Origin of the sequence: Janthinobacterium salmonicoloratum, from assembly GCF_051380845.1 — a bacterium.
Taxonomy (GTDB): Bacteria; Pseudomonadota; Gammaproteobacteria; order Burkholderiales; family Burkholderiaceae_D; genus Janthinobacterium; species Janthinobacterium lividum_F.
In genome coordinates this window covers 2,286,587-2,299,190 of sequence record NZ_JBNYXV010000001.1, presented here as the reverse complement: position 1 = coordinate 2,299,190, position 12,604 = coordinate 2,286,587, and the positions used below count along the sequence as shown (strand labels likewise).

General features: G+C 66.0%; 10 protein-coding genes. 7 read left to right on the top strand and 3 right to left on the bottom strand.

The window, feature by feature from the left end; all coding sequences use genetic code 11:
* Positions 1–34 precede the first annotated feature (34 nt).
* Complete coding sequence (locus ACQ4WY_RS10655) at positions 35–268, bottom strand: hypothetical protein (protein ID WP_436503956.1); 234 nt, start codon at positions 266–268, stop codon at positions 35–37.
* On the opposite strand from ACQ4WY_RS10655, the gene ACQ4WY_RS10650 reads away from it, so the two are divergent.
* On the top strand, positions 267–983 hold the full coding sequence (locus ACQ4WY_RS10650) for an HAD family hydrolase (RefSeq protein WP_436503955.1): 717 nt from the start codon (positions 267–269) through the stop codon (positions 981–983). The genes ACQ4WY_RS10655 and ACQ4WY_RS10650 overlap by 2 nt on opposite strands.
* 2 nt (positions 984–985) lie before the next feature.
* Here ACQ4WY_RS10650 and hemL read toward each other — a convergent pair whose 3' ends face one another.
* The gene (gene hemL / locus ACQ4WY_RS10645; protein ID WP_436503954.1) at positions 986–2,275 is read right to left on the bottom strand and encodes a glutamate-1-semialdehyde 2,1-aminomutase; all 1,290 of its coding nucleotides are present in this window, start codon (positions 2,273–2,275) and stop codon (positions 986–988) included.
* Between the two features lie 50 nt (positions 2,276–2,325).
* Positions 2,326–3,183 (bottom strand): bifunctional hydroxymethylpyrimidine kinase/phosphomethylpyrimidine kinase, encoded by an 858-nt coding sequence (thiD, locus tag ACQ4WY_RS10640; RefSeq protein WP_436503953.1) that lies wholly within the window; start codon positions 3,181–3,183, stop codon positions 2,326–2,328.
* A 96-nt stretch (positions 3,184–3,279) separates the two neighbouring features.
* Here thiD and ACQ4WY_RS10635 point away from each other — a divergent pair, with 96 nt between their 5' ends.
* The 6 genes from ACQ4WY_RS10635 to ACQ4WY_RS10610 all read left to right on the top strand — a co-directional run bounded on the left by ACQ4WY_RS10635 (position 3,280) and on the right by ACQ4WY_RS10610 (position 12,594).
* A complete protein-coding gene (locus ACQ4WY_RS10635) occupies positions 3,280–3,432 on the top strand; it encodes a rubredoxin (RefSeq protein ID WP_010401308.1) in 153 nt (50 codons plus the stop codon).
* Positions 3,433–3,517: 85 nt separating this feature from the next.
* The gene (locus ACQ4WY_RS10630; protein ID WP_353660020.1) at positions 3,518–3,940 is read left to right on the top strand and encodes a response regulator; all 423 of its coding nucleotides are present in this window, start codon (positions 3,518–3,520) and stop codon (positions 3,938–3,940) included.
* 36 nt (positions 3,941–3,976) lie between these two features.
* Positions 3,977–4,342, top strand: coding sequence for a response regulator (locus ACQ4WY_RS10625; RefSeq protein WP_034780235.1), 366 nt, complete (start codon positions 3,977–3,979; stop codon positions 4,340–4,342).
* Between the two features lie 26 nt (positions 4,343–4,368).
* A complete protein-coding gene (locus tag ACQ4WY_RS10620) occupies positions 4,369–4,980 on the top strand; it encodes a chemotaxis protein CheW (protein ID WP_436503952.1) in 612 nt (203 codons plus the stop codon).
* Positions 4,980–7,217 (top strand): methyl-accepting chemotaxis protein, encoded by a 2,238-nt coding sequence (locus ACQ4WY_RS10615; RefSeq protein ID WP_436503951.1) that lies wholly within the window; start codon positions 4,980–4,982, stop codon positions 7,215–7,217. Before ACQ4WY_RS10620 ends, ACQ4WY_RS10615 begins: the two co-directional genes overlap by 1 nt.
* A gap of 40 nt (positions 7,218–7,257) precedes the next feature.
* Positions 7,258–12,594, top strand: coding sequence for an Hpt domain-containing protein (locus ACQ4WY_RS10610; RefSeq protein WP_436503950.1), 5,337 nt, complete (start codon positions 7,258–7,260; stop codon positions 12,592–12,594).
* Positions 12,595–12,604 lie beyond the last annotated feature (10 nt).

The following is a 12,604-nucleotide window of genomic DNA, read 5'->3' as shown; positions in this document are numbered from 1 at the left end:
GATCTTCCCGGATTTCAAGGCGAGCGCAGCAATTTCAAAAATCAGCGATAATCACTGGTATTGCGTGGTATTGAATTGGTATTTGCGCGTCGACGCTTGCCTGGCGCCCCATTCTTTTCCCCGTTGGCTGCTTTTTGCAGAAAAGTATCGTCATTGAGACGTTTTCTGCGTGGTAGCGTCCGCCTGTTCCACCTATGATCGTTGCGATGCCAGCCTTGGCCGGCTGGCCGCCGCATTTCCCGTCACCGTTGCCTTCTGGAGAGTCCATGCCTGATACCGCCACTACCCTACCGCGCTTTACCCATTTGATCAGCGACTGCGATGGCGTGCTGGTCGACAGCGAAGCCGTGGCCCTGCAAGCGCTGCTGGAATTGCTGGGGCCGCGCCTGCCGAACCTGCCTGAGGGGGTTACCCTGCAAGGCTTGATCGAGCCGCGCCTGGGCCAGCGCCTGGTGCCGCTGATGCAGGATATCTACAAGGAGCTGGGCTTGCCGCAATTGCCGGCCGAGGAGATCATGGCTATCGGCAATGCCGTCGACGTAGCTTGCGATGCGCAATTGCGCGCCGTGCCCGGCGTGGCGCAGGCGCTGGCCGCCATTCCCCTGCCCAAGGCCGTGGCATCGAACAGCGTCAGTGCGCGCGTGCTGTCCTCGCTCGAGCGCACGGGCATGGCGCCGCTGTTCGACCAACGCGTGTTTACGCCAGACCTGGTCGGCCATGCCAAGCCGCATCCGGGCGTCTACCTGGCGGCAGCTGCCGCGTTTGGCGTGCCGCCGGGCCAGTGCCTGGTGCTGGAAGACAGCGTCACGGGCGTGACGGCCGCCGTGGCGGCGGGCATGACGGTATTGGGATTCATCGGCGGCGGGCATATCGCCGCCGGCCAGGAAGCGCGCCTGAAGGCGGCCGGCGCGCATGTCGTGTTCAGCGACATGGCCAGTTTGCCGGCGCTGGTGGCCGCGGTGTTGGACACCGCGGTGGTATAACTTTACGCGAGCTTGGCAAACACCTTGCGCGCGGCAGCGATGGTGGCGTCGATGACGGCATCATCGTGCTGCGCCGAGACGAAGCCCGCTTCGAAGGCGGCGGGCGCGAAGTACACGCCTTCGTCCAGCATGGCGTGGAAGAAGGCGTTGAACTTGCTGCGGTCGCCCGCCATCATTTCCGCATAGCTGGTCGGTGGGGTGGCGCTGAAATAGATGCCGAACATGCCGCCGATGTAGTCGGCGCAGAAGACCACGCCGGCCTCTTTTGCGGCGGCGGTCAGGCCTTCGGCCAGGCGGTTGGCCGTGGCGCCCAGCTGCTCGTAGAAGCCGGGCTGCTGGATCAGTTTCAAGGTGGCCATGCCGGCCGCCACGGCGACCGGGTTGCCCGACAGGGTGCCGGCCTGGTAGACAGCGCCCAGCGGCGCCATGTGGTGCATCAGCGCGGCGCTGCCGCCGAAGGCCGCCACCGGCATGCCGCCGCCGATTACCTTGCCCAGCGCCGTAAGATCGGGCTTGATGCCGTACAGCGCCTGCGCGCCGCCCAGGGCCACGCGCAAGCCGCACATGACTTCATCGAAAATGAGCAGGGCGCCGTGCTGCGTGCACAGTTCGCGCATGGCCTGCAGGAATGCCGGCGTGGCTTTCACCAGGTTCATGTTGCCGGCCACCGGTTCGACGATGACGCAGGCGATCTCCGCGCCGAAGCTGTCGAAGGCGTCCTTCAGCTGTTCCACGCTGTTATAGTCGAGCACCAGGGTGTGCTTGACGAAGTCTTCCGGCACGCCGGCCGACGTCGGGTTGCCAAAGGTGAGCAGGCCGCTGCCCGCTTTCACCAGCAGCGAATCGGCGTGGCCGTGGTAGCAGCCTTCGAACTTGACGATCTTGTCGCGTCCCGTGGCGCCGCGCGCCAGGCGCAGGGCGCTCATGGTCGCTTCCGTGCCCGACGAGACCAGGCGCACCTGCTCGATCGACGGCACCAGGCGCGTGATTTCCTCGGCCATCAGTACTTCGCCTTCGGTCGGCGCGCCGAACGACAGGCCCAGCGCGGCCGCATCCTGCACCGCTTTTACCACTTCCGGGTGGGCGTGGCCGACGATGGCCGGGCCCCACGAGCCGATATAGTCGATATAGCGCTTGCCGTCCGCGTCCCAGAAGTACGGGCCTTCGGCGCGCGTGATGAAGCGCGGCGTGCCGCCCACGGAGCGGAAGGCGCGCACGGGCGAATTGACGCCGCCTGGCGTGGTTTTTTGTGCGCGGGCAAACAGGATGTCGTTCTGTGAAGTCGTCGTCATGATAATCGTGCCTTGAAAGTGGATCGTTGTCTGTGTCGTCTGGTCGGTGTTTATTGGGCGCCGCGCTGGCGCTGCTGCCGGAACAGGCGGTTCGGCACCAGCTTGCCCATGCCGTGGCGCTGCGCGTGGGCCAGCGCGCCGGTGGTAAATTCCTGCGCTGCCACGACCACCTGCGGCACATCGTCTTCGTTTTCCGCCAGGGCCAGCAGGGCGGTGGCCGCCGCCGACAGGGTGCTGCCGGCGCCGTTGAAGATGCCGGGCAGGTGCTGCCATACGTCGTGGCGCACCACGCCGTCTTCGCCGAACAGGGTATTGGCGCGCAACTTGCCTTCGGCCGTGCCGGACTTGCTGGCGTCGGCCGGCATGCCCGTGACGAGTACGTATTCGCAGCCCAGGGCCACCAGGTAATCGACGTCGTTTTGCAGCGTGTCGTCCGGATCGGCGTCGCGCCAGGTCTCGGCCAGGCGCTCCAGTTCCACCGGCGAGAGCACCAGCAGGGTCGTTTGCGGGATCAGCAGCTGGCGCACGGCCGTGAGGATGTCTTCGTCGTCCATGCCCTGTTCCGGCAGCGCCGAAATGAAGGGATCGAGGATCAGCGGCACGTTCGGATAGTCGGAGACGATTTCGGCGATGGCAGTGACGTTTTCCACGCTGCCCAGCGCGCCGATCTTGATGGCGGCGACGGACATGTCTTCCAGCAGCACGCGCGCCTGGTCGGAAACCCAGTCGGGGTCGACCGCCTGCACGTCTTCCACGCGCGCCGTATCGCTGATCAGCAGGCCCGTGGTGACGGACAGGCCATGGCAGCCGAAGGCTGAAAACGTGGCCAGGTCGGCCTGGATACCGATCGCGCCGACCGGATCGGACACGCCGAAGCTTAATATGAGGGGAGAAGTTTGGTTTTGCACGGCGGGTAGATTAAGATACCTAATTCAGCATTTTACTTGATTGAAGGGTGGCAGAACGTGAGTAGCAACGAAACAACGCAGCAATTCCAAACGTGGATGTGTCTTATTTGCGGCTGGGTTTATGATGAAGCGGCCGGTCTGCCCGACGAAGACATCGCTCCCGGCACGCGTTGGGCCGATGTTCCGATGAACTGGACCTGTCCTGAATGCGGTGCGCGCAAGGATGATTTCGAGATGGTGGCGCTGTAATTAATCGAGGTACATGGAATGCCGCTGCCGCACGCAGGTATCGCGGCAGCCTGTGCTATGGTATGAAAAATTGTCGAATAATCACATGACGCGTCCCTTTTTACCCGAGGCACCGTCCGATGCCGTGTGCGCCAGCGCCACGATACTCGTCATCGACGACAGCGCGACGATACGCAGCGCGGCCGCGAAGATCCTGGGCGAGGCCGGTTATCGCGTGGTGGTGGCGGAAAACGGCTTCGAGGCCCTGGCCAAGATCGCCGACTGCCAGCCGGCGTTGATCGTGTGCGACATTGTGATGCCGCGCCTGGACGGCTACCGCACCTGTGCGCTGATCAAGGCCAGTGCGGCGTATCACGCCACGCCGGTGCTGATGCTGTCGTCGAAGGAAGGTTTGTTCGACCGCGCGCGCGGCGCCATGGCAGGCGCCAGCGCCTGCCTGGCCAAGCCGCTGGCGCGCGAGGCATTGCTGGAGGCCGTGCGCTTGCACCTGGCCGGGCATTTTGAGTAAGTGGTTTTATTGATTGACAACGCAGCAAGGAAGCAGATGGCCATACACACAATTCTGATCGTCGATGACTCGCCGACAGAACGCTACTACCTGAGCGAGATGCTGGTGCGTGCCGGTTATGCCGTCCTCACGGCGCAGGACGGCGCCGACGCGCTGGCGCAACTCAAGCAGGCCAGGCCCGACCTGATCCTGATGGACGTGGTGATGCCCGGTGCGAATGGCTTCCAGATCACGCGCGCCATCGCGCGCGATCCTGAACTGCAGGACGTGCCGGTGATTATCTGCTCCAGCAAGAGCCAGGAAACGGATCGCATCTGGGGCTTGCGCCAGGGCGCGCGCGATTACCTGGTCAAGCCGGTGGTCGAAGCCGAGCTGCTGGCCAAGATCGCCGCGATTTCCTGACAATGCAGACGATGCCAGGTCACGGCGTGCCCACCGCGGCTTTCCCGTCCGCCGCCATGCCATCCTTCGAGACGGGTGCGCGGCAGGGGCGCTTGCGCCAGTATCAGCTGCAATTGATCGAGCGGATACAGGCCGCGCGCAGCGGCGCGCTGGCAGCGCGCAAGGAACTGGGCGTGATGCTAGGTGGCCGGCCGTGCCTGCTCGACCTGACGCAGCTCGGTGAAATCGTCATTGCTGCCGGCGTGCAGATCCAGGGCGTGCCGCTGGCGCAGGACTGGTACTTGGGCCTGGCGGCCATGCGCGGACGCCTGACGGGGGTCGTCGACCTGGCCCGCTACATGGGCGAACCGGCTTGCGCGTCCGGCAATCACTGCCGCATCATCACGTTTTCTCCCCGCCTGGGCCTCAATTGCGCCCTGCTGGTCGAACGCGTACTGGGTTTGCGCCAGTTGCGCACGATGCAATCGGTGCCCTTGCCGGATGCGCCGCAGGGTGTGCTCCCATCGTGGGCGGCGCAGGCGCTGCGCGACGGCGAAGGCCAGCAGTGGCTGCGCCTGGATCTGGCGCAACTGGCGCAATCGGAGCGCTTCCTCGATGCCGGCTTTGGCGGCCTCCCCGACCACAAGGATATTTGCTGATGGGTGCCAATTCTCCTATCCTGGCGGCCGGCATGCCCGAAGCGCAGCACGCGCCCGGGGACCCGGCATCGGCGGCCGACCTGCCGCTGCGGCTGCGCGACGCGCTGGGACGGCGCAAGTCGCTGGCCAACGCGCCGGCCGGGGACTGGAAGCTGCCGCTGATCGGCCATCTGCCACTGCAAAAACAATTGAGCATCCTGTCGACGGTGATGGCCCTGAGCCTGGCCGCCAGCCTGCTGTTCGTGGGACTGAATACGCGCAGCGGCAATATCGCTTCTGCGCAGACGCAGCTGGCCAGCGATGCGCTGATGCATTCGCAGCGCATCGGCAAGGCCGCGCCGAACGCCGTGCAAGGCAATCCCGAAGCCTTCCGCCAGCTCGAGGAAAGCCGCAATGAACTGAATCAGGATTTCCGCCTGATGCTGCGCGGCGGGACATATCACGGGCGCGATATCGGCGAGTCGCGTTCCGGCCTGCTGGCGGCGGTGGCTGACGCGCGCAAAAAATGGGCCAGTAGCGACCGCGCGGCCAGCACCATCCTGCGCCTGAAACCGGAGCTGGGCGAATTCGACAAGACCTTGCAGCAATTGAATGCGCTGTCGCCGGCGCTGCTGGCGCAGACCGAGGAAATCGCGGCCCTGAAGGTGCAGCGCGGCGGCAATGCGCGCGACCTGGCCGTCATCGGCCGCCTGATGATGCTGAGCCAGCGCATGAGCCGCAGCGCCAGCGAGTTCCTGTCGTCGGGCAGCATCAGCTCGGAAACGGCGTTTTCGCTGGGGCGCGACACGACGTATTTCCGCACCGCCGTCGAAGGCTTGCTCAATGGCAGCGTGTCGCTGCAATTGGCGCCCACGCGCGATGCCGAACTGCGCGATCGGCTGGTGGCGCTGAAAGCCAGTTTCGACACGTACCAGAAGCTGGTCTCGTCGATACTCGACCGGCTCGACAAATTCAGTGCGGCGAAAAGCGCAGAGCAGCTGATCTTCAACGAGAATGAAGACCTGCGCCAGCGTTTGACCCTGCTGCAGCAGATGTACCACGTCAACCAGGAAACCCTGGGCGTCGCGTTCTGGATGATGGTCGGCGGCGTGTTGCTGACCCTGATCGCGGCGGCCGGTATCGGCAGGGTGCTGCTGCAGGACTCCGTCAACCGCACGCGCGACGCCGAGCGGCGGCGCCAGGAAGCGGAAATCCTGCGCCTGCAGTCGCAGGAAAAAGAGGAAGTGGCGAAGGCCAGGAATGAGCAGAACCAGGCGGCCATCCTGCGCCTGATGAACGAATTGCAGAAGGTCGCCGATGGCGACCTGACGGTGCAGGCCACCGTGTCGGAAGACATCACGGGCGCCATCGCCGATTCCGTCAACTACACGGTCGAGGAATTGCGTGGCTTGGTGGGGAGGGTGACGGCGACGGCCGAACAGGTCAACCGTGCCTCGACGCAGGCGCAAAGCATCTCCAGCAAGCTGCTGATCGCGTCGCAGCAGCAGTCGCGCGAAATCCAGGGCGTCAGCGCCACCGTGGTCAAGATGGCCAATGCGATTACCGACGTGTCGAAGTCGGCCAGCGTCTCGGCCGACGTGGCGCGCCAGTCGGTGGCAGCGGCGCAGCAGGGTTCGACGGCGGTGGAAAACGCCATCAAGGGCATGCATGAAATCCGCGAGCAGATCCAGGATACCTCCAAGCGTATCAAGCGCCTGGGCGAATCGTCGCAGGAAATCGGCGAGATCACCGAGCTCATTTCCGACATCACCGAGCAGACCAACGTGCTGGCGCTGAACGCCGCCATCCAGGCCGCCTCGGCTGGCGAGGCGGGGCGCGGTTTCTCGGTCGTCGCCGAGGAAGTGCAGCGCCTGGCCGAACGCTCTGCCGCCGCCGCCAAGCAGATCGGCGCGCTGGTGCGCACCATCCAGGCCGACACCCAGGATGCGACGCGGGCGATGGAAACCTCCACGCAGGGCGTGGTCGAGGGCGCACGCCTGTCCGATGCGGCCGGCGCCGCCTTGAACGACATCAGCCAGGTGTCGAAACACCTGGCCGAACTGATCCAGGGCATCTCGTTCGCCACCGGCACGCAGGCTGGTTCGGCCAGCGGCGTGGCCTTGAATATCCAGCATATCCTGAGCGTGACGGAGCAGACCCAGGATGGCACGCAGCAAACGGCGCAATCGATCCATAAACTGTCGATGCTGGCGCAGGAACTGAAAAATTCGGTGTCGCGCTTCCGCGTCGCCGCCTGAACGCCGCGCCAGTCCAGGCGATTTCTTTACCGAGGCATGCATGAGCACACCTGATAGTCCACAGCAGTCCAAGCCGTTCGACAGCGAACCTTTGTCGTGGGTGATGGTGGAAATCCGCGAAGCGCTGGGCCGCTCGAAAACGGCCCTGTTCGAGGCGGGTGGCCGCGAGCGCGAGGAACGCGCCACGGCCCTGCAGCATGCGCGCTCGCATCTGCACCAGGCGCATGGCGCACTGGTGATGGTGGACGTGGCCGGCGCAAGCCTGCTGACGGACGGCGCGGAACAGGCGCTGGCGCGCTTTCGCGACGGCAGCCTGGAATATACGCTGGACCATGCGCAAGTCGTCGCCGAACTGTATCAGGCCTTGACCGAATACCTGGAAGACGTGGTGGCCGGCACGCAGCCGCAGCCGACGCGTTTGTTCCCCTACTACCGCGACCTGCAAATCATGCTGGGCGCCGAGCGCATACACCCGGCCGACCTGTTTTTCCCGCCTTCGTCGATGCTGGAAGGGCATGCCATCGCGCTGGCGGAGTCGCCCCCGGCGGCCGATTATCCGGCCTGGCGCGGGCGTTTTGAAAAATCCCTGCTGCCCTTCCTGAAGGCGCAGGATGACGCGGCGCGGCGCCAGCACGCGGGCGACCTGCACGCCACCTTGACCCTGGTGGCCGACGCGCAGCAGGAGGCGCCGGCGCGCACCTTCTGGTTCGCCATGCAGGCGTTTGCAGGGCTGGCGGCCAGCGGCGAGGGCATGGGCACGCTCAACGTCAAACAGTTGTTCGGCCTGATCAACCTGCAGTTGCGCCGCCTGGCGCAGGGCACGGCCAGCCTGCCCGAATCGATGTTGCGCGACGCCCTGTTCTTCATCGCCGCGACACACGAGCCGACGCCGGAGGCACGCCAGCTGCGCGCCGCCTTCGCGCTGGAGGGACAGGTACCCGCCGACGTGGAAACGCGGCGCTACGGCCAGGTCGACCAGGATGCCTTGCAAGGCGCCCGCACGGCCCTGGCGCAGGCGCGCGCCGCCTGGAGCCGCCTGGTGCAAGCCGACCTTGATCCAGCCCTGGGCACGGATTTTGACGCATCGCTGCAAGACGTGGCGGCCCATGTGGAGTCCCTGAAGCAGCCGGCCCTGGCCAGCCTGCTGCGCGAATGCGCGGCGGTGGCGCGGCAAGCCGTGGCCAGCGGGCGCAGTGCGGCCCTGGAGAATGAAATCAGCATGGCGCTGCTGTTTGCCGATACGGGCCTGGAGCAGGTGCGCCGCCTGCCCGACGATTTCGCCGGCAATGCGGAAACCATCGCCGCGCGCCTGCAGGCACTGCTGGCCGGCGAAGCGCCGCCCCCCGTCACGGCGGGCGAGTTGTCGCGCCAGATCGAGCAGGGCCAGACTGTGGCCGCGCTGGCCGAGGACATGAAGACGGGCCTGCGCCAGGTGGAAAAGGTGCTCAATGCGTATTACGCGGATGCCTCGCGGGCGGCCGGGGGACTCGATGGCGTCGCGCCTGTGCTGGAGCAATTGCAGCAGCAGTTGGCCGGGCTGGGACAGGACGATGCGCGCGCTGCCGTGCTGCAGGTCGATGCGGCCGTGCGGCAGCTGGCCGGCGGTGACGCCAATGCGGATGCCAATGCGGAGGCGCATGCCGAGGCGCTCGACGAGATCGCGCAAAACGTCAGCGCGCTGGGCTTTTTTATCGATATGCTGGGCCGCAACGCGCAGGCGGCCAGCGGGCGTTTCCATTTCGATGCCACCGCCGGCACCTTCCGCGCTCTGCCCTTTGAAAAAGTCGCCGCCGCCGGCGCCGTGCCGGTGCCATTGCTCGACCAGGCCCTGGCGCCCGCCGCGTCTGCCGGCATGGATGCCGCGCCGGTAGTCACCGATGTCGATGCCGAGATGCTCGACATCTTCACCGCCGAAGCGCGCGAAGTGCTGGCCTTTATCGACACCACCTTGGCCCTGCCGCGCGAGCAGGCCGCCAGCGGCGACCACCTGGCGATGCTGCGCCGCTCGTTCCATACCCTGAAAGGCAGCAGCCGCATGATTGGCCTGGCGCAGTTTGCCGAAGCGGCCGGCGCCATCGAGCGCGTCATGAATACCTGGCTGGCCGAAGCGCGCCCCGTCAGCGATGATCTGTTTACCTTGCTCAATTACGGCTGGTACCAGCTCAGCGAATGGGTGGCCGAACTGGAAGGCGGCGCAGGGCGCGAGCGCGAGGCCGGCATGCTGCTGGCGGCGGCCGAGCGCGTGCGCGAAGGCGGGCCGTTCGAACTGCGCAAGCCGCGCCCGGCCGCGCTGGTGGCCAGCAATGGCAATGTGATCGGTTTTCCTTCCGCCACTGCGCCCACGCTCCACGAAGCGCCTGACGATAACCTCAAGCATGTGGGCGAACTGCGCATCAGCCTTCCCTTGTACAACATCTACCTGGCCGAGACGGATGAATTGCTGCGCGTGCTGACGCGCGATTTCGGCGAATGGCGCCATGAACAGCGCGCCGTCAGCGCGGAGGCGCTGCAAGCCGTGCATACGCTGGCGGGAACGTCGGGCACGGTCGGCTTCCAGTCCCTGCGCGACCTGGCGCACGCGCTCGAGACGGTGATCGAGACGGTGGTGCCGCCACTGGCCGGCCTGCGCGCCGCGCAGCACGACGTGCTGGAGCAGGCCACGCAGCGCATAGCGCAAATGCTGCAGGCGTTCGCGCTGGGCGACCTGGCGCCAACGCAGCCGGACATGATCGAAGCGCTCAATACCCTGTGGCGCGCCCTGACGGCGCCGCCTGGCGAGAGCCAGGAAGACCGGCTCGACGCCCTGTTTGCGGCCGCTTACGCCAGCATCGTCGGCGCACCGGCGCAGCCCGCCGAGCAGCTGGCCGACGCGCCGGCCGACGCATTGGCCGATATTCCTGCGCCGCAGCTCGAGACCTTGTTCGAGGCGACGTATGCGAGCATCGTCGCCGACGCGCTGCAGCCGGCTGCCGCTGATTCACCGGTACCGGCGCCGACGCAGGCGCAGGCACACGACCGCGGCGCCAGCGACGACCTGTTCGACGCCGGTTTTGAGCACGCACCGCCGTTGGAGCATGCGGCGCCGGAAGCGCCGGCGCCCACCATCATGCCGGCCGACGCGGCCGCGCTGCTGGCAGCGAGCGCCGGCATCAGCGATGAACTCGACCTCGATTTATTGTCCGTCTTCCTGGAGGAGGGCACCGACCTGTTGCCGCAGATCGGTGAAGCGCTGCGCAGCTGGCAGCAGCAGCCGCACGACAGCGGCCAGGCGCAGATGCTGCTGCGCACCCTGCATACGGTCAAGGGCAGCGCGCGCATGGCCGGCGCCATGCGCCTGGGCCAGCATGCGCATGAAATCGAGACGCATATCGAAAACATGCTGCACGCGGGTACCGCCACGCCGCAGGCCTTCGAGGAATTGCTGGCCCATTACGACCATGCGCTGCACCTGTTCGAGCAGTTGCAGCAGCCCTTGCTGCCCTTGCCGGGCATGGAAGACACGCCGGCCGCCGAACCGAAGGCGGCGCTGGTGCGCGTGCGCGCCGATATCCTCGACCGCCTGGTGAACCAGGCCGGCGAAGTGTCGATCACGCGCTCGAAGATGGAAAATGAGGTGGGCGTGCTGGGCGCTTCTCTAGCCGAGTTTTCCGACAACTTGGCGCGCCTGCGGCGCCAGTTGCGCGAAGTGGAAATGCAGGCCGAATCGCAGATCGCCTCGCGCATGGCCGTCGGCAGCGAGCGCGAATTCGATCCGCTCGAATTCGACCGCTTTACGCGCCTGCAGGAACTCACGCGCATGATGGCCGAAAGCGTCAACGACGTGGCCTCGTTCCACGAAAACCTCAGCCACAGCGTCGATGCGGTAACGGACGACCTGGTGCTGCAGGCGCGGCTGACGCGCGAGCTGCAGCGCGACCTGATGCAGATCCGCATGGTGCCGTTTGCCAGCATCGCCGAACGCCTGTTCCGCGTGGCGCGGCAAAGCGCCAAGGAAGTCGACAAGCGGGTCAATCTCGACATCCGCGGCGGTGGCGTGGAAATCGACCGCAGCGTGCTTGAACGCATGGCCGCGCCCTTCGAGCACCTGCTGCGCAACGCCATCGTGCACGGCGTCGAGCCGCGCGATGCGCGCCTGGCAGGGGGCAAGAGCGAGACGGGCGAGCTGCTGGTGCAGGTCAGCCAGCAGGGCAATGAAGTGGCGATTGCCTTTTCTGACGATGGCGCCGGGCTGGACCTGGAACGCATCCGCGTCAAGGCGCACGGCGCCGGCCTGGTGACGACGGATGCGCCTTTGACCGACGCGCAGGCGGCCGAGCTGATTTTCACGCCCGGTTTTTCTACAGCCGACAGCCTGACGGAACTGGCAGGGCGCGGTTTTGGCATGGACATCGTGCGCTCCGAAGCACTGGCCCTGGGCGGGCGCGTGGAAACGCTGACGCAGGCAGGCCTTGGCATGCGCTTCACCATCCACCTGCCGCTGACCCTGGCCGTCACGCAAGTGGTGCTGCTGGCGGCCAACGGCAAGACGTATGCCTTGCCATCGGTGCTGGTGGAGCAGGTGCTGCACCTGAAAGGCGAGCAGCTGGAGCAGGTGCGGGCGGCCGGGCGCATCGAGTCGCACGGGCAGTTGCTCGCGCTGCATCACCTGTCGGCCATGCTGGGCGAGACGCCGGCGGCGCAGGCTACGCAGCGCTATGCGCCCGTGCTGTTGCTGAGGAATGGCAATGACAGGCTGGCCTTGCAGGTCGATGACGTGGTGGGCAACCGCGAAGTCGTGGTCAAGCACGTGGGCCCGCAACTGGCGCGCATGCCCGGCATCGCCGGCGCTACGGTGCTGGGTACGGGCGACATCGTGCTGATCCTGAACCCGGTGGCGCTGGCGCAGCACCTGGAGCATCATCCTGAATTGTTGTCGCAGTATGCGCTGGCCAGCAGCGTGCAGCATGCCGCTTCCAGCGCACTGGCCGTGCCAGCCGTACGCGTGATGGTGGTCGATGATTCGCTGACGGTGCGCCGCGTGATGCAGCGTTTATTCGAGCGCGAAGGCTACCAGGTGCAGCTGGCCAAGGATGGCGTCGATGCGCTGGAACAGCTATATGCGCTGGAGCCGGCTGCCATGCCGGCCCTGCTGCTGGTCGATGTGGAAATGCCGCGCATGGATGGTTTTGATTTGACGCGCAATGTGCGCAGCGATGACAAGACGCGCGCCATCCCCGTCATCATGATCACCTCGCGCAGCGCGGACAAGCACCGCGCGCATGCGTTCGAGCTGGGCGTGAATGCGTATTTCGGCAAGCCGTTCCAGGAAGAGGAATTGCTGGCGGAGGTGCAGCGTTTGCTGACGGGGGCTGGCTCCGAAACATATCAGCAACCATAACAGGCGTGCA